Genomic DNA, 22,861 nt, shown 5'->3' with positions numbered 1-22,861 from the left:
GTAATATCTTAATTCTTAATAAGATTACTAAAGTTAAGAATAAAAAACTCATCAATAATATATTATTGATGAGTTTTTTGATTTATGAATTGTAATTCTCTGATTTATAAAAACTAGGTGAAATTTTATTTCACCTAGTTAAAAATAATTTACTTAATTTTTATCCCAGAAAAGCTTTGTTTCAGGAAGGTCACCACCGATCTTGGCAGATGCAGCGGTCCAATTTGATTCGTTTAAGGTTTGTTCAATAATAGGGTATGTATATCTGGTAGGGAAACCAGAAACTGCTTGATCAGGAGTTGCTAATTTAGGATAGTCTAAAAGTCTGATAGATGTCCATGCTTCTAAACCTCTATTGAATAAGGCAATCCATTTTTGATTACCAATAACTTCTTTCCAAGGTATGGTAGCGGTACTTGCAGCTAAAGCTGTATCATAGTCTACTGTTGATTGTGCAAGATAGGTTGTAGCATCAGTAGCTGTTCCTCCCCAGTTTTCTATAGATGCTTTAATACCATCATCATAATGTGTTTTGGCAGTTCCTCCAACATTAAAACCTCTTACAGCTGCCTCAGCTAATAAAAACTTAACTTCAGCATAATCCATAATTATACCTGGACTTGTAGCTGCTTCTACCTTGTCTGATACATGAGAATATGCGTCATAGTCAGAAAGCATTCCAATGTTTCCTCCAATATATGTTCCAGTAGTTGGTACGGTTTTAAAATATAAAGGCCTTCTAGGGTCATTTAATGTATTCATCATATCAACAATTGTAACCGCTGCAACAAAATCATCTCTTCCGCTCAATACTAAATTACTATGAACAGGGTTTGTATTAGGGTCAGCTGATAAGTATTTGAAATTGGTATTATCAGAATTACTATCAAATACACCGCTAGTAACTGCAGCTTCAACAGCAGTTTTTGCAAAAGTATTGTCTACATCAGATAACAGAATACCCATTCTTAATTTTAAAGAAGCAGCAAATTTTTTCCATAAAGTTATATTGCCACTATATATATTATCAGCAGCTCCAAAGCTTCCTTTGCTAGTGTCTAATGCATTAATAGCTACTGTTAATCTATTAATTAAATCTTTATAGATTGTTTCTCCATCATCATATTTAGGCAATAAATTGTTAATATTCATGGCCTCAGTATATGGAACATTTCCATAAGTCTCAACTAATATACTATAAGAATAGATGATTAATATTTCTATAACTTGAAGTTTGTTTGCTTTGGTTTCTATATCGGCAGGTAATGAATATTTAGTATCTGTTATGATTTTTGATGCTTCATTCAGATCTTTTATGACATCCTTGTAAAGAATACTCCAGTGGGTGTCAGGGATTTTTCTTCTGATTTGATTATATCTACTTTCATCCAAATAGGTTGTTTCTTGTAAATACTGAGACCAAAGCTTAGTATTATTATTATTTACATTTAAATCAACTATTTGATCAACCAAATTCTTCTGCGCTCCAGTAAATAGAGACTCTCCAGGAACAGAAGATGGATCTTTTATATTCTCGTTTAGACTTTCTAAATTATCAGAACAAGATGCTATAATTATCGCTGTGATTAGGATTAATATTTTTTTCATCTTTATTTTTTTAGAATTGTAATTTTAAATTGAAACCAAAATCTCTGGTTGTTGGTAATGAACCTACGGAATATCCTTGTAAGTTACCAGAACTTAAACCACCTTCAGGATCTTCATGCGGAATATTTTTATGAATAATCCAAAGGTTAGACCCAGTTACACTTAGAGAAGCATTACTTAAGAATGTATAATCGAGTAATTTTTTGGAAAAATTATAAGTTAAAGCTACTTCTCTTAGTTTTACATAACTAGCATCATAGACAAATCCAGCATTTGGGTGACCTCCATCAGATCCAAAAGCAGTATACTTATTAGCATCCACTCTTGTAGTATTTTGTGTTCCATCAGGATTTACTCCTGGGTGAATAAGCCCACCGCCATCAGCAAGTGTATTTCTTACGGGATTTCCTAAGTCATTGATAAAAGCAGTTTCTGCATATAAACCTGTTCCTAAACCATAATATTGATCTAAAGAAAAAATATCTCCTCCTTTTTGAATATCAATTAAAAAACTAAATGAAACATTCTTATAATTTAACTTATTAGAAATACCCATTAACCAATCAGGGTTGGTGTCTCCTATAATATTGTTAGAAGTACTAGTGATAATGTGTTTTCCAGTACTTGGGTCAATAACTTTTTGACCATTTAAATAAGTGTAATCTGTTCCATAGATAACACCATATGGTTGTCCTACAGTTGCATTTATAGTAACACCTCCTTGAAAAGAACCTAATTGTAAATTCTTAATACCATCTTCTAAAGTGATTACTTTATTCTCATTTTTAGACCAGTTTACATTTACATCCCAAGAAAAATCTTCTGTTTGTATAGGAGTTCCAGATACGGATAATTCTACTCCTTTATTTTCAATCTCTCCTGCATTTAGAATTTTAGAACTATATCCAGTTGATCTAGTAACAGGGACACCAAAAATTTGATCAATAGAATTATTGATATAATACGCCACATCAAACCCAAATCTACTTTTTAAGAATTTCATTTCTAAACCAAGTTCAGTTGAAGTCGTTCTCTCTGGTTTTAGAGTAGAATTTCTCTTTTGGTCATTAACAGAGGTGCTTGCGCTCCCGATAGGAGTATTAACATTATAGATGTCGGCTAAAAAATCAAAAGGAGCACTATTCCCTACTTCAGCATAATTAGCACGGATTTTACCAAATGATATGATTTCTGTATCTAAAAGACTTGAAAATACAAAACTACCTGCAATAGATGGATAATAAAAAGTACTATTATCTTTTGGTAGTGAAGAAGAGTGATCTCTTCTTATAGTACCGTCTAAAAATAGCATGTTTTTATATCCTATCGATGCACTAGCATAAATCCCATCTACACCTATCTTTTCATCTCTCTCGAAAGGTAGTGGTAAGGGGCCTTTGCTATTTTGTAAAGAATATAACCTAGGGACACTTAAACCTCCACCTGTAGATGCGTGTATGGATTGAAAATGGTTTCTTCTAATATTAGTTCCTAGAATACCTTTGATATTGAACTCATCATTTAAGTCTTTATCAAAGTTAAGCATCAAATCATAATTAGTCTCTGTATTGTTGATGTTTCTTCTACTATATCCAGAATCTACATTACCTCTATTATCTGCGTTTCCTCTACCAGGATTAACACCAAAAGAAGTTGGGACACTACCATTAGCTCTTCGTTCTTCTTGTAATTCAGAATAGGTATCTGTAGCAATTCTTGCAGTAATATTAAACCAATCAGTAACTATATAGTTTAGAGATACATTTCCTAGGAAACGATTTCTTGAATCTGTTTGATAGTTTTCATAACGATTCCAATATGGATTATCCCAATATATTGGAGTAGAACCTGCATCTGGTGAACGAGGATTCCAAGTTATATTTCTTCGTGTGGCAAAATAAATATCCTTTTGTTGTTGTAAATCAACATTAGTTTGCCACCATTGCTTAAAACCAGCAACAATATTGTCACCATATCCTGTAGAGTTACGCCCTAATCCATCTGTTTTGATATAATTGGCATAACCAGTAGCAGTAAGCTTATCACTAAGTTTAAAGTTTCCACTCATAGAGAAGTTATGTTTCTTAATAGAACTATTAGGCATCAATCCTTTTTGATCAAACTTAGTATAGTTTAATCTATATGATCCTTTGTCAAATCCTTTTTCTAGAGAAACGGAATTTGTTATTGTAATAGGTGTTTCAAAAAAAGTTATAGGACCATTCTTAGCATTAACCCACGGAGTTGCTGTTCTGTAATTTGGAGAATCCGGATCAAAAGAGTCCCATTGGTATACCAATATACTAGGGTCAAAAGCAGGTCCATAAGAACCATCCCCTCTATAACGAACTGTACGGTCATCAGCGGTACCATCTCCATTTATATCTCTTAGATAAAAACTAGGATCATATCCTCCTCCATATTCTGTCTGATATTTAATAAATGTACTTTTGTCAATTGTTCCAAAAGTAATTCCAGAATTTATAGAAACTCCGAGCCCTTTAGAATCTTTACCTTTTTTAGTTGTAATCATAATCACTCCATTTGCAGCCCTAGATCCATATAAAGCAGATGCAGCGGCACCTTTTAAGACATTAATCGATTCGATATCTTCTGGGTTGATATCAGAAGCAGCATTTCCATAATCATATTGTCCTCCACGAGCTTGACCTTGTATTTTTGAATTTGAATTTGTATTGTTGATAGGAATTCCATCAATTACAAACAGAGCTTGGTTACTTCCTGTTAAAGAAGCATTACCTCTAATAACAACGTTAGTAGATCCTCCTAAGTTATTATTTTTTCTAATCTGAATACCTGAAGCTTTTCCAGAAAGAGCATTTACAAAATTACCACTTTTTACATTGTTTAAATCTTCCCCATCAACTTCTTGTGTAGAATATCCTAAAGATTTTTTATCTCTAGAAATACCAAGAGCTGTAACAACTATTTCATCCAATTCAGAAGCAGAAACTTCTAATTGTATATTAATAGTGTTTTGAGCTCCAACAGTTACTTCTTGGTCAGCAAAACCTAAGTAACTAAATAATAAAACGCTTCCTTGGGGAGCTTGTATAGCATACATCCCATCAAAGTCTGTTTGAGTTCCGCTATTAGTACCCTTTATGGTAATGTTTACACCAGGTAAAGCCAGACCTCCACTATCTGTAACTTTACCAGTTATAGCGCTTTCTTGCGCAACTGCAAGTTGTGTGACTAATACAGCTAAAAATATTAGCATTTTTTTTGTTAATAATTTCATTATCATATGATGATTTTTGTTAGTGGGTGAAAAAGTATTAATAAATTAACACACGAACGAAAATAATATTTTTTTAACAACAAATTAACGTTAGTTTTGTAAGGGTAAACCGTAAGATCGACTTAATGAGTTTGTGAGAATTTCTATAGAGATTTATAATGTTAATTTTTGCTGTATTTTTTAACAATTAAATGACGTATTTCTGTTCTGTATAAAAGTGAAATCAGAAGTTTTATTTTTTTTTAAAACCTGAACTGTATACGGTTAAATTATATATGATTTTTTATAATTTTTATGAGTTGGTATATAGATAGTTGTGTTTTCTTTGTTAAGAAATGGAAGGCTAGAGTTTAGTGCTTGTAAATGTTATGACTGCTAACAATTTTTAGTTATTATGTATAGGATTTAAAAAAAATAAAAAAGAGAATAACTGATTACTGTAATTCTGTTTTTGGACCTAAAAAACAATGTGTTTTTCTTGTAAAAATTATGTTAACATAAATATGAAATTGTGTTTTTTGTCGAAAAAAACTAACCTTTAGAAGGATTGAAGTTATTGTTATGTATGATCTTTTTTGATATAAATATGATACTACCCATTAAGAGTGTGGTTTAATCCTGCATAAACAATGTAATCTTAATGTAAGAATCATTCTTTTTTAATATAAGAATAAACTATTGTAGCAAAACCCTTGTGCTTAACATAAGTTAAATTACTATAATTTTTTTCTTTGTACGAATAAAAAAGTTAGCTTCTATAATGAATACAAAACATAAAATACAAATGAATTACATATGATATTACAAAAAAAAACTGAAAATTGAATATTCTTAAGAGTCTGAAAAAGCAAAAGAAATATACGATATCAAGTTTATAAGAATAAATTATAATTAAAAAGAATAGAGAGCGTGAGGATTCTGAGTTTAAATTATCTTACCTAAGAACTAGTTTTTTAATAAGTTCTTTTTCTAGTTCATGATTAAGGTTATCTATTATTTTTTGTTTTCCATAACTTAATTCTTCTCTTAATACAGAAGAGGTAAGTTCAATAAACAAAGTTTCTCTATCTAATTTAATGTTTCTAGTATACTTTGTTATTGCAGGTCCCATAACCTTTTCCCATACATCATGTACAGCTACTTTGTCCAACCCTTTTTGTAGATTATTTTTGGAAACAAAATTTTTTAAAACTTCCTCTATGCTTTGATTTTCTTGATGACGTTTGGACATTATAATTCTATCTTTTTGTATCGGCTATAAAAGTAAACATTTCCAGTTTCATTTTTGATTGTCATATTGTTTTCTTTTATAGAAATAATAGTCTCTTTCCATGTTGCTAGTGAGGTTTTGTAATATAATCGTAAGCTATCGTCTTCAATTTTTAATGTAAACAATTCACTATCGTTAGTAGTTATAAAGCTGTTGTCTAATTTAGGCTGTACTTTTTTTCGTATACCTGTTGAATCTTTAATTTCAATAAAATCTATATTTTGGTTAAAACGATATTGTTTTTTGCTTCCATCTGCTAAGATTACCGTCTTTATTTCCCAGTACCCATTTAGGTACTGAGTGTATTTTTCAGGATTCTTTTTTGTGCAAGAAAAAGCAGATAACAATAATACGTATAATAGCAATTTTAGCATGTTTTAATATTTATGATATTCTTTTTAATTTCAGTCAGAAAATGCTCAGAATTAATGTTTTGATATAAGATCATTTAGTATATTCAGTTTCTAGTTTAATAATTTTATAGGACTGTGATATCTTCTTTACCACATTTTCTGTTCGATCTGCATGAGTATCACTGATAAATAATTGTCCAAAATTTTGATCATCTACTAGTTTTATAATATGTTCTACACGTTTTTCATCAAGTTTGTCAAAAATGTCGTCTAATAATAATATAGGGTTTACTTTGTTTTGTTTTTTAATAAAATCAAATTGAGCTAATTTTAATGCAATAAGAAATGACTTTTGCTGCCCTTGGCTTCCAAATTTTTTGATAGGATACCCGTCAATCTCGAATACTAAATCATCTTTATGAACTCCAGTGCTAGTATATTGAAGCATTCTATCTTTAGTTATGCTTTGTTCTAAAAGAGTTAATAAATTTGTTTCGGATAATTTACTCTGATAAGTAAGAGATACTTTTTCTGCTCCAGAACTTATAGCCTGATATCTATTTATAAAGATTGGTATAAAAGTTTCAAGGAAAGAGGCTCTTTTTTTATGAATACTACTTCCATATTCATGCAATTGTTGATTGTAAACATCTAGTGCAGTAGGGTCAAAGGTAGAATTGACTGCGAAATATTTTAATAAAGAATTACGTTGTGATACAATTTTAGAATATTTTAATAATGTTTTTAAATACGATTGTTCACTTTGAGAAATTACACCATCTATAAACTTACGTCGGATATCGCTTCCTTCCGTTATTAAGTCTCTATCAGCAGGAGAAATTATAACTAATGGTAAAAAGCCAATATGAGCACTAAGAGTGTCATATATTTTTCCGTTGCGCTTGATTATTTTTTTTTGCCCTCTTTTTGCACTTACAATAACTTTTTCTTCTCGATTTTCTTTTGTGTAATGACCATCTATTAAGAAAAAATCCGCATTATGATTGATATTTTGACTAGTAATTGGATTGAAATAGCTTTTACCAAATGATAGGTGATAAATAGCGTCTAGGATATTTGTTTTTCCTACTCCATTTCTTCCTACAAGGCAATTTATTTTGTCATCAAACTTATGATTAATAGATTTAAAATTTTTATAATTAAGTAAAGAAAGAGATTTTAAAATCATATACATGGTGATCATCAAAGAATCAAGACTCTAAATAAGATTCATAGTTAATCTGTGCAAAATATTGAAAAATAATAAATAGTTGTGCTTTTTATTATGAATAAATATTTTATTTTTGCCGTTCATTAAAGAAAATTTATGGCAACTTACAAGAAACGAGGATACAAACCAAAAAATAAGGTTGAAGAAGTTGAACAGGTCGAGGATAACTCAACTACAGCAGAGGTTTTTAATACTTTAGATGAGGGAGCTTCTAAAACCGAAGAATGGGTTGCGGCAAATCAAAAATATATACTTGGAGCAGTTGCAATGATTGCAGTTGTCGTATTAGGATACCTTGGTTTTCAGAAATTTATTCAAGAACCAAAAGAGCAAGAAGCAGCTAATGAAATGTTTACTGCGCAACAATACTTTGATAATGCTGTTAATGGCAATTCTGTAGTTAAAGACTCATTATATACTTTAGCTCTTAATGGAGGAGAGGGTAAATATGGTTTTTTAGAAATTATAGAAAATTATGGAGGTACTAACGCTGCTAATCTTGCAAATTATTATGCAGGATTTTCTTATCTTAATATGAATAAGTACCAAGAAGCAATAGATTATCTTGATAAATTTAAAGGTAATGATGATATTTTAAATCCTTTAGCACTTGGAGGTATTGGAGATGCATTTTCTCAATTAGATCAAACAGAAGAGGCATTAGGATATTATGAAAAAGCAGCAAAAGCAAAGGTTAATGACTTTACTACACCTAAATTTTTATTGAAAGCTGCAATAACAGCAATATCTATTAATAAACCAACAGTAGCAGTTCCTTATTTAGAACGTATTAAGAACGAGTTTCCTAAAAGTGTAGAAGCTAATCAAGTTGATGTTCATTTAGGGAAAGCACAAGCAATGAAGTAATTTAACAACCTTTATAGGTATGTCTTTTTTGCATTACGTGATTTTATAAAAATATTTTCTCCAAGGAGCAATCTTATTGGTAGTGATGGATTTACTTTATATTTTATAATATATGCTCTTGTGGTCTAGTACCTTAATAGCTGTAGAAAGTGCTCAAAAAAATAGATACCTACCTAGTATATACTAAATATGGCTACAGAAAATAAGAATTTATCACAATATAATAAAAATACAATCCCAGATGCGAAAAATTTTCGATTTGGGATTGTCGTTTCAGAGTGGAATCAAAAAATTACTCAAGGATTGTTTCAAGGTGCTTTTGATGCATTTATAGATTGTGGAGTAGTAAAAGAAAATATTGTACGATGGGATGTGCCTGGAAGTTTTGAATTGATATATGGTTGTAAAAAGATGCAAGAATCTTTTGATATGCTAGATGCTGTTATAGCGATTGGATCAGTTATAAAAGGAGAAACTGAGCATTTTCATTTTGTATGTGATGGTGTAACTCAGGGGATTAAAGATTTAAATATAAAAAGTGATATTCCTGTGATTTTTTGTGTACTTACAGATAATATAATACAACAATCTATAGACCGTTCTGGAGGGAAACATGGTAACAAAGGTACAGAAGCCGCAATAGCCGCAATTAAAATGGCACAACTACGTAAAGAAGCTAAATTTTAGTAAAAAAATCTTTGAGGGAGTAGTCAGAAAAATGAAAGAGATAGCAGTAAAATTGACAGATCTATTAAAAAAGGGGACTCGGTTTGTAGCAAACAATACTGAAGAAGATTTGAGATTTAAAGCATCCACAGATATATGGTCTAAAAAAGAGACTTTAGGTCATCTAATAGATTCTGGAATATATAATCTACAACGATTTTCCGAAATTCAATTTGAAAATAAACCATACAAGATTAGAAAATATAGCCAAAATGAATTAGTGAAAATAAATCGATATAACGATGCTGATTCAATGGAGTTATTAAGTTTTTGGTTATCAATTAATGAACGGATTACTCAACTGATTAAGGTGTTAGATACAGATACCTTGAGCTACCAGATTGAGTTAGATAATGGAGAACTGTCTGATCTGAATTTTTTAATCAAAGATTATGTTGATCATTTAGAATATCATCTAAAACAAATAATAAATTAGAGAATAGTAAATTGTAAGTAATATATGCTTATTAATTACTGAAATCTAAATTGTACTAAAACAATGATTTGCTTATGTGTTTTTAGTGTAAATAGAATTTCTCATAATTATGAAAATAAAAGAACTTAATCGGCATAATCCTTGCTAATGATCTTATGATGTTATTGTAATGCTAAAAAACTTTAGATTATAATGCATTTTAATTATATTTGAGTTAATTATGGGAATATTTAAAACAAGAGAAAATAAAAAGTTTAGTTATTCACCTCGATATTGGGATGATAAAGGAGAGGGCAATCCATATCAGATAGAAAATAGATTTGATAAATATCGAAGTACTGTAGGAAGAACAAATAATCTCAAAGATAAATTTAAGACAGCTTGGGAGGAATTAAGACATGATTCTGACCGAAAAATTAATCGTAGGATTTTGTGGATTTTTCTACTATTGCTTTTTGTTTTTTTAGTTCTCATAGATTTTGATTTATCCATATTTACTGCACGACGATAAATGTCTGATATCATTCAATTATTACCAGATCATGTAGCTAACCAAATTGCTGCCGGAGAAGTAGTCCAACGGCCAGCTTCAGTGGTTAAAGAGCTGTTAGAAAATGCAATTGATGCGAAGTCTACATATATAAAATTAATTATAAAAGAAGCTGGTAAAACTCTTATTCAGGTTATTGATGATGGATTAGGGATGAGTGTTACGGATGCTCGGTTAAGTTTTGAGCGTCATGCCACGTCAAAAATAAAATCAGCAGAAGACCTTTTTCATCTCGATACCAAAGGCTTTAGAGGAGAAGCCTTAGCTTCTATTGCGGCAATTGCTCATGTAGAATTAAAAACGAGACGAGTAGATGATGAGGTAGGAACAGAAATAAAGATTGAAGGGAGTGAGGTTGTTGCTCAAGAAGTGTGTGTGACATCAAAAGGAACTTCTATAAGTGTTAAGAATTTATTTTATAATATTCCTGCACGGCGTAATTTTTTAAAATCAAATGCAGTAGAGCTTCGTCATATTATAGACGAATTTCATCGTGTATCGATGGCACATCCATCTATACGGTTCGATATGTATCATAATACTAATGAAGTCTTTAATCTGCCCGTTGCAAACCACCGTCAACGTATTTCAGCCATTTTTGGAGGTAAGACTAATGAGAAGTTAGTTCCGATAAATGAAGAAACAGATTTAGTGACTATAACGGGGTTTGTCGGAAAACCACAATACGCTAAGCGTACTCGTGGAGAACAATTTTTCTTTGTTAATGATAGATTTATCAAAAGTGCTTACTTAAATCATGCGGTTAGCGCAGCATTCGAAGGGTTACTAAAGGATAAAACACATCCAAGTTATTTTATATACCTTACCGTAGATCCTAAGTCGATAGATATTAATATTCACCCTACTAAAACCGAAATTAAGTTCGAAGATGAACATGCATTATATGCGATGTTACGTGCTACGATAAAACATAGCTTAGGGCAATTTAATGTAGCTCCAGTATTAGATTTTAATAGAGATTCTTCTATGGATACCCCATACGAGTATAAAAGTAAGACTGTTAAAACTCCTACAATAGAAGTAGATAGAAATTTTAACCCTTTTAAAGAAGAAAAAATATCAAGTGGTAGTAATACAGGTAAAACAGATCAATCTGCTACAAAAAATTATACTTCATTTAAAAAAGAATCTGCAGGAGATTGGGAGAATTTATATGTAGGATTAGAGTCAGAAATGACCGCTTCTACATCTGTAAAAAATGATTTTTCTTCAGTAGAGTTTGAAAGTACAGAAATTACAGGTTCATTATTTGAAGGAGATGAGAAGAAGATGGGGCATGATATTACATACCAACTTAGAAAAAAGTATATTGTTACTACAATTAAGAGTGGAATGGTAATCGTCAATCAACATCGAGCGCACTATAGAGTATTGTATGAAGAGTTTTTACGAAATATTACTATGGCGAGTGCGGTAAGTCAGCAATTATTATTTCCATTAAAGTTATCGTTTTCTAACAGTGAGATTGAATTGCTTAAAACAGTAAAAGAGCAGCTCGAAAATACAGGTTTTGTATTTGGAGAATTGTCTCAGGAAGAGGTAGAAATTAATGGTATACCATCAATTACATCAGAAGGAGAAGTGGCTGTGTTATTAGAGCAATTAATTGGAGATCTCGAAAACGAAGTACCGAATAGTGGATTCTCACAAACAGATTTATTAGCTAAATCAATAGCTAAAAGTATTGCGGTACGTACAGGAGCAGAGCTAGCGTCAGAACAGCAACAGTATATAGTGAATAGTTTATTTGCATGTACAGAACCCACAATAACACCAGATCATAAAAAAACATTTATCACAGTAACGATGGATGAAATCGATAAGAAATTTTAATCAATGGGGAGAATTACCGAAACAGTAAAAGTAGTACTGATCATAAATGTTATTTTTTTTATAGGGTCATTAACTCTAGGAAATACAGCATTTAATTTATTTGCACTCTGGTATCCTAAAAATGATAACTTTCAGTTATGGCAGATTGTTACACATATGTTTATGCATGGTGATATGGGGCATATTTTTTTTAATATGTTTGCTTTATATATGTTTGGGAGTCATTTAGAAAACTCTATAAGCCAGAAAAAATTTCTTTTCATATACTTTTCGTCAGGTTTAGGAGCAGTTGGATTTCAATTGTTGTTTACCTATTTTCAATTTCAACCAGGGTATCAAGCTTTTTTAGATGCAGGGATATCAGGAGAACAAATACTTGATTTGTTTAGAGGAACTTCTAATTTAAATTTATCGAATTACGATATAAAAGCGTCCGAGGATACTATAGAAAACTTTAAGAATGCATATCATACGCCTATGGTTGGAGCTTCAGGTGCTATTTTTGGTATTTTAGCAGCATTTGCAGTAATATACCCTAATTTGCCATTATATATTATGTTTATTCCTATTCCTATCAAGGCTAAATATTTGATAGGTGGATATTTTTTGTTTGATTTATACTCTGGAATAACAGGACAAGCTATTTTAGGTCCATCCAATGTAGCACATTGGGCACATATTGGAGGAGCAGTAATTGGTTTTATTACTATGTGGTATTGGAAAAAAAATTCGTTTAATCAGCATCGTTGGGATTAATATGGCAGCAAATAACCTTTTATATCAGTTTAAAACAGCTAGTATTGCTATTAAGCTTATTGTAATTAATACAGCATTGTTTTTATTTGCAACACTAGGCTCTTGGATGTTTAAAACTACTCCTGGTGTATTGATGGAATGGTTTGTGTTACCAGCAGCATTAGATGCTTTTATTGTTCAGGTATGGGGAGTAGTAACCTATAGTTTTTTACATTTTGGTTTTGGACATATTTTTTGGAATATGCTGATGTTATACTGGTTTGGGCGGTATGTTTTAAACTTGTTTACAGAGAAAAGATTTCTTACGATATATCTACTAGGAGGGATTTGTGGAGGACTGCTATTTGTACTAGCATACAATGTATTACCAGTTCTTAGTGGTAAATCAGGTTATTTATTAGGAGCTTCTGCAGCAGTTCTAGCAATAGTAATTTTTATAGCATCATATACACCTAATGCAGAAGTTAGGATATTTATGTTTACAGTAAAATTATGGCAGATAGGAGTGTTTATGGTGCTTCTAGATTTAATCCAATTGCCAAATCAATCTCCTACTACAGGAAACGCAGGAGGTATGATAGCACATATAGGAGGAGCTATATTTGGATATGCGTATGCAGTACAATTAAAAAAAGGAAAAGATATAGGTGCTTGGTTTGAAAAACTAATGGACGAATTGATAAACCTATTTAAGCCTAAAAAGAAAAGTCCTTTGCGAACAGTTCATAAATCAAAAACAACTACTAAAACTACTGAACGTACGACAACTTCTACAGCGAATCAACCAAATCAAAAGCAAATAGATGCTATATTAGATAAGATTAGTAAAAGTGGATACGATAGCCTAACTAAACAAGAAAAAGATTTTTTGTTTAAAGCAGGAAGAGAGTAGTAGTTATGAGAAAAATAATCAATAAGCTTATTTTTTTAATGAATTCTATAGCAGCTTTTGCGTTGTTATTATCATATCTACTGCCTTATGTTTCCCCAAAAATGTTTCCGTTATTATCGGTTTTAAGTTTAGCAGTACCAATTTTGATTGTTATTAATACACTGTTTTTATTGTATTGGGCGCTGATATTGAGTAAAAGAGTACTTCTTTCTCTTATTGTTTTGATTTTAGGGATTTCACATGTTTCTTCGTTATATAAACTAAGTGGTAAGTCAGTAGGTGAAGTAGAGGAGAGTATCTCATTAATGAGTTATAATGTACATAGTTTTAATCGTTTTGATTGGATTGATTCAGAAACGATCCCTCAGGATATTTCTAAATTGGTAAAACAGCAAAACCCAGATATCCTTTGTACTCAGGAGTTTTATAATAATCCGGATATTGATTTTAGTCAATACCGCTATAAATATGATTATTTTAATCATAATAGCCGAGAATTAGCTTTAGTAATATTTTCTAAATATCCATTTATAAATAAAGGCTCTTTAAGTTTTAAAAAAACAGCAAACAATGTAATCTTTGCAGATGTAGTGTTACCTAGAGATACCGTTAGAGTATACAATATTCATTTGCAATCTCATAGAATTAGTTCTAAAACAGATGAACTTGCCAAAGAGGATTCGCAAAAATTACTAAAACGTATAGGGGTTTCTTTTAAAAAACAGCAAAGCCAAGCAGAAGAACTGATTACACATATGAAATCTTCTCCATATAAGAATATTGTAATGGGAGATTTTAATAATACAGCATATTCATATGTATATGATAAGATTAAGTCAGAAAACTTACAAGATACTTTTAAGGAAGCAGGAAAAGGATTTGGAAAAACATTTAAGTTTGAATTATTTCCTGCACGTATTGATTTTATTCTAGTACCTGAAGAGTTTGAAGTATTGAGCTTTCATAATCATGATCTAGAACTGTCTGATCATTACCCAATTTCAACACAAATTAGGTTGTAGTATTAATTATTAATAGTTACTACCTTTCTTTATAGCGTTTTTATAGCTTTTTAGTGGTTTTTAGATCATCCAGCAATCAACCTGATCGGTGATGATATGCCATAGTAATGCTATTCCGATGATCCGAGTTGTAGTAAAACATAGCGTAATACAGTATACTAAAATAGCATAATAACTATGTAAAAAGTGAAACCCAATACTGCATCGATTTGGATCAAAAATAGGATTAGCAAATAGATGATCGAGATCAATTAACATTGCTCCTATAAAAATGAAATACACTTTTTTCCATTGTTTTGGATAAACAAGTACGGCGATCAATAAAGGGATTATAAAATGAAATCCATAGTGTATAATTGGTCGGATCATTAGTACTAGCTAATTGACTGATTTTCGAGATATGTCAGGGCATTAGTTCCTTCATTAAACAGTAAGTCCAGAATAGAAAGATTAGGGATAAACCCTTGCTTATCATCAAAAACCTGAATATATGGCTGCATGGAGTATGATTGTTCCTTTTTAGCATTTACAATATATCTTAGATCGAGTGCTTCTTTAGGTTCTTTATTATAGGTGTCTGTTTTTGATAGAGGGATGTCTAACTGTAAACACTCCATGACTACTTGCATACATTCATAATTAAAATCTAGGAGGAATTCTTTTGGTTTTTTAAATAAATGAACAAATTCATCCTCATAATATTCAAAAAATGGAGAAGTCCTATAAGCGCTTTCTAATGATTTCCAGTGTAATAACTGCCATTGAAAATCATTTTCTATACGGATGTCTCTGTACAATTGCTTAACTCCTTTTTTAGAATGTTTTATAGGGATCGTTAATAAAAGTTTACCATTAGCTCCATAAATATATGTACGATTACGATAGGTCTGTTTTTGATAATTATCTTCATTTTCAAAAAGTAGTACATCAGATTGTGCTATAGCAACATAATTTGCGATAGGACCAAAATACATAGGATGGAGTAGGGTTGTTTTAATGATAATGATAAATTTTTATACACATAGTGTATCGAGTGGTATACTGTTCTATTTTTATAACCCCGACCTAAGTCGGGATTAAGTATATTTTTTTATAATAATTATGTTTGTTTATGCTTTTTTCTTTCTTTTTTGGTACTGGCGATATATAATCCATCCAGCAAGTAGAATTAAGAAATATCTAAAATAAGATGTTGGTGTTCCGTTTCCTCCTACGGTAGTAAACATACGTTCCCATCGTATTTTATTAAACAACCCTTTAGCATTAGAGTCCAAACTAAGCCATATAAAAACAGGTTTCCCTACAATATGGTTAGCAGGTACATATCCCCATGCTCTACTATCTTCACTATTATGACGGTTATCTCCCATCATCCAGTAGTAATCTTGTTTAAACGTGTAGCTATCTATAGGAGTATTGTTAAGAAGGACTTGAGTACCTTTAACAGATAGTTTGTTTTCGATTCCTATCTCGGAGCCTTCGTAAACTTCTATAATTCTTCGGTATAAAGAGAAGCTTTTTAGATCCATTTTTACTGTTTTACCAGCCTCAGGAATATAGATTGCTCCAAAGTTATCAGAGTTCCAATTTACTTTACCATTATTAGGGAATATATTAGAGTCTTTTACGCCTTTAGGGGTTACATTACGTTGTATACTTGCTACGTTAGGATGGTTTTTAAACCTAGTAGCGGCATCTTCTGTCATTCCTGCAGCACTAAACTGAGTATTGTTATAACCAAACTCGCCTAGTTTTATTTTATAGCGATTATATATGCTTTGTGAGTTAAAGTTATTTCCTTTAGTGGTTCCTGAGTATGAGAATTGTAATTGTGCTCGATCAGGTAATTGAGTTCGTTTACCATTAATATGTACATATCCATCTACTACGGCTAATGAATCCCCAGGGACACCTACACAACGTTTTACATAATTTGATTTTTTGTCTATAGGTTTGTAGTAGTGTTTACCAGATTGATCTCTAAAATAACGTACGGTATCTACTGGCCAGCTAAATACTACAATATCATTACGTTTTACTTTTTGGAAACCAGGTAGCCTAAAATATGGGTACTGTGGTTTTTCTAAGTAGGATTTTACACCTAGTTTTGGGATAGTATCATGTACCATAGGAAACGATACCGCGGTCATAGGGGTACGTGCACCATAATGAAATTTACTTACGAATAGGAAGTCTCCTACTAGTAATGTTCTTTCTAGTGATCCTGTTGGTATGGTGTAAGGTTGCATAAAATAGGTGTGTACTATAGTGGCTGCAACGATTGCAAATAGTATAGAGCTTACCCATTCTCCTGTCGCTGTTTTGGGTTTTAGACTCCGATCTTCTATGTGCGTTACTTCTAGCATGTAGTTTATATAGTAGATATATAACCCTAGGGTAACCACAACAAGAATGGTATCTGTAGTTGTATTCTTGCCAAAACTTCTAATGGTTTCTACCCAGATAACAGGTAGCATGATTACATTAATTACTGGTATACATAGTAAGATCACCCACCACCATGGGCGATTTATAATTTTCATTAAAACTACGGCATTGTATACAGGTATAATAGCTTCCCATGCTTTTCTACCTGCTTTTTTGTATAATTTCCATGTTCCTAAAAAGTGAATTACTTGTAGTACTAGGAAAAAAATAAGCCATTCTGTTAGTGTCATTTTTTTATATATTTGTTTTAATATAAGTAGTTGTTACTTATAAAGTGTTACACTTTTTATAGTCCTAAAACATCTTTCATTTCATAGACTCCTGTTTTGTCTTTTAACCATTCTGCGGCTACAACAGCCCCTAATGCAAATCCATTACGATTATGGGCAGTATGTGTAATCTCTATATCATCGACCTCTGATGAGTATGTAACAGTGTGTGTTCCTGGGATTTTTTCGATTCTTTTAGCGGTGATTGCAATTGTGTGTTGGTCCCCATGATCCAGTTGCCATGTGTTTTTATTGGTATGTTCAATAACCCCTTCTGCAAGAGTTATAGCAGTACCACTAGGAGCATCTAATTTTTCGGTATGATGAATTTCTTCCATACTCACGTCATAACCCTCTAGTGGGCTCATCATTTTTGCTAGTTTTTTATTTAGCTCAAAAAATAAATTGACACCTAAGCTATAGTTAGAAGCATAAATAAAACCTCCATTTTTTTCTTTACATAGATTGATCATAGCATCATAGTGATCTAGCCAACCGGTGGTTCCTGATACAACAGGTATATTAGCATTAAAACAGTTTGTAATATTATCTACAGCAGCAGAGGGAATACTAAAATCTATGGCTACATCCGCATCTCCTAGAGTATATGTTGTTGTGTCTTTGTCTACCTTTAGTACTATGGTGTGACCTCTTTCTATTGCAATTTTTTCTATGGTTTTACCCATTTTACCATATCCTAGTAGTGCAATTTTCATATTTTGATAGTATTATAGTTTACTAGTTTTAAAAAACGTATTTTTTTAAAAGCTATAGTTGAGCGACATTACATAATTAGGCTTATAGTCAAACTCATTAATGTTTAGTTTTGGTTTAAAAGAGAGGTCATCAGTAATATTGTATTGCATTAAATGTGCTGTTACATTAGCATCTACAATATTTAAAAGATACATCCCTACAGTAAGTAATAAAGATAATTCTTTCTCACGGCGATATCGATCTTGTAATGATATTAATTGTTCATTACTTATTCTGGGAGTAGTGCCAGAGCCATAAAATTCATCGTCAGTAAAACCTGCTAATCGTCTTTTATATGCATCTCTTAGGCGGTTATAATTGTCATTATTACTGGTATAGAAGTAAATACCGGTTCCTAGTGCTGCATATACGATAGGGATTTTCCAATACTTTTTAGTATATGCTTGTCCGAGTCCAGGGATTATGGCAGAGTAAAACGCTGCCCGAGCAGGAGCCAAGGGCTCATAAGGTCGGATCTTGCTTTTTTTCTCCTTTTTTTTCTCCTTTTTTTTCTTTTTTACGGCGACCTTCTCTGTAGTTACTTTTAATTCTTCATTTTCCTGAGAAAAAGTACTCTGAATTGAAAGTATCACAAAAAAAGTAATATAAAAGAATCTAGTCTTCACTATTTATAAGTTTCTTTAAACGTTTAAAATCTTCTTCTGATGAAAATGGTATGATCAATTTACCACTTCCTTTGTTGGAGACTTTTATATCAATTTTTGCGCCAAAGTAATCAGAAAACTCTTTAATTCCTTTAGAAATATGTCTTGGTAATATCGTTGTTGCTCCAGTTTCTTTGGATGGTGTTTCTGATGGGTTGTTTAATGAGCGTACTAATTTTTCTGTATCTCTAACAGATAATGATTTTCCTATAATGGATTCATAGATATCGAGTTGTTTTTGTTGATCTTCGATATTGATTAAGGCTCTACCGTGTCCCATAGATATAAAACCATCTCGTATCCCTGTTTGTACAATAGGGTCTAGTTTTAATAATCTGAGGTAATTAGCTATGGTAGATCTTTTTTTACCTACTCGGTCACTTAATTGCTCTTGGGTAAGGTTAATCTCATCAATTAGGCGCTGATATGATAATGAGATTTCTATGGGATCTAAATCTTGTCGTTGGATATTTTCTACCAGTGCCATTGTTAATGACTCATGGTCATCAGCTATACGTATATAGGCGGGTATTGTTTTTAATCCAACTAGTTTAGAGGCTCTATAACGACGCTCACCACTTACGAGTTGATAATTATTAAAATCTAATTTACGAACTGTGATGGGTTGTATAACGCCAATTTCTTTTATTGAAGTTGCAAGCTCTCGTAATGTTTCGTCATTAAAACTAGTACGAGGTTGGAATGGGTTAACATCAATACTGTCTAGTTCTAATTCTATAATATTACCAACTACTTTATCTGCATTTTTATCTTCTACAGATTTTATATCATTTTCAGGATCTTTTAATAAGGCTGATAATCCTCTTCCTAGTGCTTGTTTTTTTACTGCCTTCGCCATGAATCTTTACGTGTTTTTCTTAATAATTTCTTGTGCCAAACTTAAATAATTACTAGCACCTTTACTAGAGGCATCATAATTAATTATGCTCTCACCATAACTAGGTGCTTCACTTAAGCGAATGTTTCTTTGTATAATTGTTTTAAAGACCATTTCATTAAAGTGTTTCTGAACTTCTTCTACGACTTGATTTGATAATCGTAATCTAGAGTCATACATAGTAAGTAGTAATCCTTCTATATCTAAACTTTGATTATGTATTTTTTGAACACTTTTTACGGTATTTAGCAGTTTACCTAATCCTTCTAATGCAAAATACTCACACTGGATAGGGATAATAACCGAATCCGAAGCTGTTAACGCATTTAGGGTTAATAACCCAAGCGATGGAGCACAGTCTATAAGAATATAATCATAGTGTGATTTGATCTCTTCGAGCGCTTTTTTTAACATATACTCTCGTTGTTCTTTATCAACAAGTTCGATTTCTATGGCTACCAAATCAATATGTGCCGGAATAATATGCACATTTGGAGCGCTAGTTTCTAAAACAGTGTCTTCTGGTTTTACGGTATGTTCTAGAATCTGGTAGGTACCTTTTTCGATTGTTTCTACATCTAATCCCAATCCCGATGTGGCATTGGCTTGTGGATCGGCGTCGATCAATAGTACTTTCTTTTCTAAAACTCCTAAAGAAGCTGCTAAATTAACAGAGGTCGTAGTTTTACCTACTCCTCCTTTTTGATTGGCAATTGCTATTATTTTACCCATATGGGGAGATTTGGATTTATTAGCGATAAAAATACAATTAATTATATATTATAAAAACGAAAAATGTTAACAGTTGTCAATAAAAAAAGGCTACCCTTATTGTGGGTAGCCTAATGTGCTTTTATTATTGTTAATAACTACTTGTTTTTTTTGGCTCTGATCATTGCTTCTAACTGATCCCACATTGCTTCTGGGATTTGTTCTAGAAGGTTAAACTGTCCGGCACCTTTTAACCACTCACCACCATCTAGTGTTACTACTTCTCCATTAACATAGGCAGAAAAATCAGAAACTAGATAGGCTGCTAGGTTAGCAAGCTCTTGATGATCACCTACACGTGCTAGAGGAACTTGTTTTGCCATATCTATCTTATCTTTTAAATCTCCTGGGAGTAAACGATCCCATGCTCCTTTAGTAGGGAAAGGCCCTGGTGCAATGGCATTAAAGCGCATTCCGTATTTTGCCCACTCTACAGCTAAGGATCTGGTCATTGCTAAAACACCAGCTTTTGCCGTAGCACTAGGAACAACATATGCAGATCCTGTCCATGCATAGGTAGTGACAATATTAAGAACTACAGTGTTTTTATAATTCGTATCGATCCAATGTTTACCAAAGGCAAGTGTACAGTTTTTAGTTCCTTTAAGCACAATATCAATAACGGTATCAAAAGCACGATGTGATAATCGCTCGGTAGGGGATATAAAGTTTCCTGCAGCATTATTAAGAAGTACGTCTACAGATCCAAAGGCTTCTAGAACCTGATCTCTCATAGCAGTTACCTGCTCATATTCTCTTACATCACATTGTACGGGTAAACATGTACCTCCGGTTTCTGCTTCTAATTCTTTTGCGGTGTTTTGTAATTTCTCTAAGTTACGAGAGGTAATCGCTACATTAGCGCCCAACTCTAGAAAATAACGAGTCATGGATTTTCCTAGTCCACTGCCCCCACCAGTTACCACAATGTTTTTTCCTTTTAGCGCTCCATCACGAAGCATTTTATCTGTATAGTTCATAGTATGAGTCGTTTTTTTGCTAAAGTATTAAAAAAACCTATGCGCGCATAGGTTTTTTAGAATTAACTCACTCGTTATCGTTACTCTGTCGGTTACTTCTGTTGATAAGTAATTTACTGTATTGATTAACTAAGGTATTAATTTGTTCTACAAGGCTATTAAGAGCATCTGTAGCATGTAGTGTGGCATGAGAACTGATATGTGCGATTAGAGTTTTGTAATGAGTAGCAGCTTCTTTTCTAAGACTGGTAACACTGGTTTCGCTAGCTTTTGATAGTTCTGTATTACGATCAAGGTAGGTGGTGTTAAAGTTCTTATTGGCAGTATCTAATTCTAATGCCCAATTAGTGAGATGTAATGTTTGTATCGCATTATTTAGATTGGTATCTGTAGTCCAGTCATTAATTAAATTACGGGTTGTGGTGGTCTGTGCCTGATAGTTCTGGGTATAGATCTGAGAACCGTATTTAGACATGTTATCTAATAAAAGGTTGGCAGCTTCTTTTATCTCAGGGGCATAGTGATAGGCATATCCTTCGATAACTTTTTTGATACCTATAGTAGCAAAATCTCTATGCTGGTCTAACTCCTTTAGATAATCAGAGGTGTCGCTCCCTAATTGTTTTTTAAAAACGGTATCTAGTTCTTCTTTGTGATTTTCTATTGGTGTTAATTGATCTCTGATCAATTCTACTACAGCACGTTCATTTTTACTAATACTAATAATATCGGTGATGAATTGGATGTACTCATCATTACGTAGTTTGGAAATATCTATTGTTTCTATCATTTATGAATGAATTATGGATTACTATATGATACATATATCTACAAGCCATTTTTTTATGATACATAAAAAAGGAATGGAGATACAGTTTTTTATTAGTTAATGTGCTACGTTTCGATATTGTTACCTTTTTTTTAAGAAAAAATTATTTTTTTTAGTTGTTACATGTTTTTAGTAAGCTCTGGATCTCTAATTCTTCTGATAAGTCGTTTTTACTTATTTTAATCAATTATTGCTTCCGATGAGTATTTTTTAGTCAATTTAACCAATCGGAATTTCCGGTTGCTAGTTTTTAGTCAGTTTAACCAATCGGGAGTTCCCGACGCGCTGTTTTTACTCAGGGCAGCCAATCGGGAGTTCCCGATGAGCTGTTTTTGGTCAGTTCTACGAATCGGGAGTTCCCGACGCGCTGTTTTTAGGCAGTTCAGCCAATCGGGAACCCCCGATGAGTACTTTTTAG

The 22,861-nt window shown here is 32.2% G+C and carries 22 protein-coding genes; 8 read left to right on the top strand and 14 right to left on the bottom strand.

What is annotated here, in order from left to right; translation table 11 throughout:
* Positions 1-153: 153 nt before the first annotated feature.
* From N456_RS19465 to recF, 5 genes are all read right to left on the bottom strand, one after another.
* Entirely contained in the window at positions 154-1,608 is a 1,455-nt protein-coding gene (locus tag N456_RS19465; RefSeq protein WP_062060831.1) for a SusD/RagB family nutrient-binding outer membrane lipoprotein, read from the bottom strand.
* A gap of 10 nt (positions 1,609-1,618) precedes the next feature.
* Positions 1,619-4,849, bottom strand: coding sequence for a SusC/RagA family TonB-linked outer membrane protein (locus N456_RS19460; protein ID WP_240315563.1), 3,231 nt, complete (start codon positions 4,847-4,849; stop codon positions 1,619-1,621).
* A 955-nt stretch (positions 4,850-5,804) separates the two neighbouring features.
* Positions 5,805-6,101 carry a DciA family protein gene (locus tag N456_RS19455; RefSeq protein ID WP_062060825.1) on the bottom strand — a complete coding sequence of 99 codons (297 nt, stop codon included), beginning with the start codon at positions 6,099-6,101 and terminating at the stop codon, positions 5,805-5,807.
* Complete coding sequence (locus N456_RS19450) at positions 6,101-6,505, bottom strand: lipocalin family protein (RefSeq protein ID WP_148639386.1); 405 nt, start codon at positions 6,503-6,505, stop codon at positions 6,101-6,103. Before N456_RS19450 ends, N456_RS19455 begins: the two co-directional genes overlap by 1 nt.
* 79 nt (positions 6,506-6,584) lie before the next feature.
* Positions 6,585-7,682, bottom strand: coding sequence for a DNA replication/repair protein RecF (recF, locus tag N456_RS19445; RefSeq protein WP_062060819.1), 1,098 nt, complete (start codon positions 7,680-7,682; stop codon positions 6,585-6,587).
* Positions 7,683-7,820: 138 nt separating this feature from the next.
* Here recF and N456_RS19440 point away from each other — a divergent pair, with 138 nt between their 5' ends.
* The 8 genes from N456_RS19440 to N456_RS19405 all read left to right on the top strand — a co-directional run bounded on the left by N456_RS19440 (position 7,821) and on the right by N456_RS19405 (position 14,827).
* Positions 7,821-8,591: a tetratricopeptide repeat protein gene (locus N456_RS19440; RefSeq protein ID WP_062060816.1), complete on the top strand. Its 771-nt coding sequence runs from the start codon at positions 7,821-7,823 to the stop codon at positions 8,589-8,591.
* Between the two features lie 189 nt (positions 8,592-8,780).
* On the top strand, positions 8,781-9,278 hold the full coding sequence (gene ribH / locus N456_RS19435; RefSeq protein ID WP_062060813.1) for a 6,7-dimethyl-8-ribityllumazine synthase: 498 nt from the start codon (positions 8,781-8,783) through the stop codon (positions 9,276-9,278).
* Positions 9,279-9,309: 31 nt separating this feature from the next.
* Complete coding sequence (locus N456_RS19430) at positions 9,310-9,753, top strand: DinB family protein (protein WP_062060810.1); 444 nt, start codon at positions 9,310-9,312, stop codon at positions 9,751-9,753.
* 220 nt (positions 9,754-9,973) lie between these two features.
* On the top strand, positions 9,974-10,264 hold the full coding sequence (locus N456_RS19425; protein WP_062060807.1) for a hypothetical protein: 291 nt from the start codon (positions 9,974-9,976) through the stop codon (positions 10,262-10,264).
* Positions 10,265-12,157 carry a DNA mismatch repair endonuclease MutL gene (mutL, locus tag N456_RS19420; RefSeq protein WP_062060804.1) on the top strand — a complete coding sequence of 631 codons (1,893 nt, stop codon included), beginning with the start codon at positions 10,265-10,267 and terminating at the stop codon, positions 12,155-12,157.
* Between the two features lie 3 nt (positions 12,158-12,160).
* A complete protein-coding gene (locus N456_RS19415; protein WP_062060802.1) occupies positions 12,161-12,913 on the top strand; it encodes a rhomboid family intramembrane serine protease in 753 nt (250 codons plus the stop codon).
* A gap of 1 nt (position 12,914) precedes the next feature.
* Positions 12,915-13,805 (top strand): rhomboid family intramembrane serine protease, encoded by an 891-nt coding sequence (locus N456_RS19410; protein ID WP_062060799.1) that lies wholly within the window; start codon positions 12,915-12,917, stop codon positions 13,803-13,805.
* Between the two features lie 5 nt (positions 13,806-13,810).
* Positions 13,811-14,827 (top strand): endonuclease/exonuclease/phosphatase family protein, encoded by a 1,017-nt coding sequence (locus tag N456_RS19405; RefSeq protein WP_062060796.1) that lies wholly within the window; start codon positions 13,811-13,813, stop codon positions 14,825-14,827.
* A 60-nt stretch (positions 14,828-14,887) separates the two neighbouring features.
* Here the strand turns inward: N456_RS19405 and N456_RS23830 are convergent, their stop codons facing one another.
* The 9 genes from N456_RS23830 to N456_RS19365 all read right to left on the bottom strand — a co-directional run bounded on the left by N456_RS23830 (position 14,888) and on the right by N456_RS19365 (position 22,404).
* Entirely contained in the window at positions 14,888-15,196 is a 309-nt protein-coding gene (locus N456_RS23830; protein ID WP_082422600.1) for a DUF6122 family protein, read from the bottom strand.
* A 5-nt stretch (positions 15,197-15,201) separates the two neighbouring features.
* Positions 15,202-15,801, bottom strand: coding sequence for a WbqC family protein (locus tag N456_RS19400; RefSeq protein WP_082422599.1), 600 nt, complete (start codon positions 15,799-15,801; stop codon positions 15,202-15,204).
* Positions 15,802-15,936: 135 nt separating this feature from the next.
* The gene (gene lepB, locus N456_RS19395; protein ID WP_062060790.1) at positions 15,937-17,505 is read right to left on the bottom strand and encodes a signal peptidase I; all 1,569 of its coding nucleotides are present in this window, start codon (positions 17,503-17,505) and stop codon (positions 15,937-15,939) included.
* A 56-nt stretch (positions 17,506-17,561) separates the two neighbouring features.
* On the bottom strand, positions 17,562-18,260 hold the full coding sequence (gene dapB, locus N456_RS19390) for a 4-hydroxy-tetrahydrodipicolinate reductase (RefSeq protein ID WP_062060788.1): 699 nt from the start codon (positions 18,258-18,260) through the stop codon (positions 17,562-17,564).
* Positions 18,261-18,305: 45 nt separating this feature from the next.
* Positions 18,306-18,893, bottom strand: a complete 588-nt coding sequence (locus N456_RS19385) for a DUF5683 domain-containing protein (RefSeq protein ID WP_240315562.1) — start codon at positions 18,891-18,893, stop codon at positions 18,306-18,308.
* A gap of 22 nt (positions 18,894-18,915) precedes the next feature.
* A complete protein-coding gene (locus tag N456_RS19380; protein ID WP_062060782.1) occupies positions 18,916-19,824 on the bottom strand; it encodes a ParB/RepB/Spo0J family partition protein in 909 nt (302 codons plus the stop codon).
* 6 nt (positions 19,825-19,830) lie between these two features.
* Positions 19,831-20,595, bottom strand: coding sequence for a ParA family protein (locus N456_RS19375; protein WP_062060780.1), 765 nt, complete (start codon positions 20,593-20,595; stop codon positions 19,831-19,833).
* A gap of 137 nt (positions 20,596-20,732) precedes the next feature.
* On the bottom strand, positions 20,733-21,614 hold the full coding sequence (locus tag N456_RS19370) for an SDR family oxidoreductase (protein ID WP_062060777.1): 882 nt from the start codon (positions 21,612-21,614) through the stop codon (positions 20,733-20,735).
* Between the two features lie 67 nt (positions 21,615-21,681).
* Entirely contained in the window at positions 21,682-22,404 is a 723-nt protein-coding gene (locus N456_RS19365; protein WP_062060774.1) for a DUF6261 family protein, read from the bottom strand.
* Between the last annotated feature and the right edge of the window lie 457 nt (positions 22,405-22,861).

The organism is Aquimarina longa SW024 (assembly GCF_001401755.1).
Classification (GTDB): Bacteria; Bacteroidota; Bacteroidia; order Flavobacteriales; family Flavobacteriaceae; genus Aquimarina; species Aquimarina longa.
This window is presented reverse-complemented; position numbering and strand designations above follow the sequence as displayed.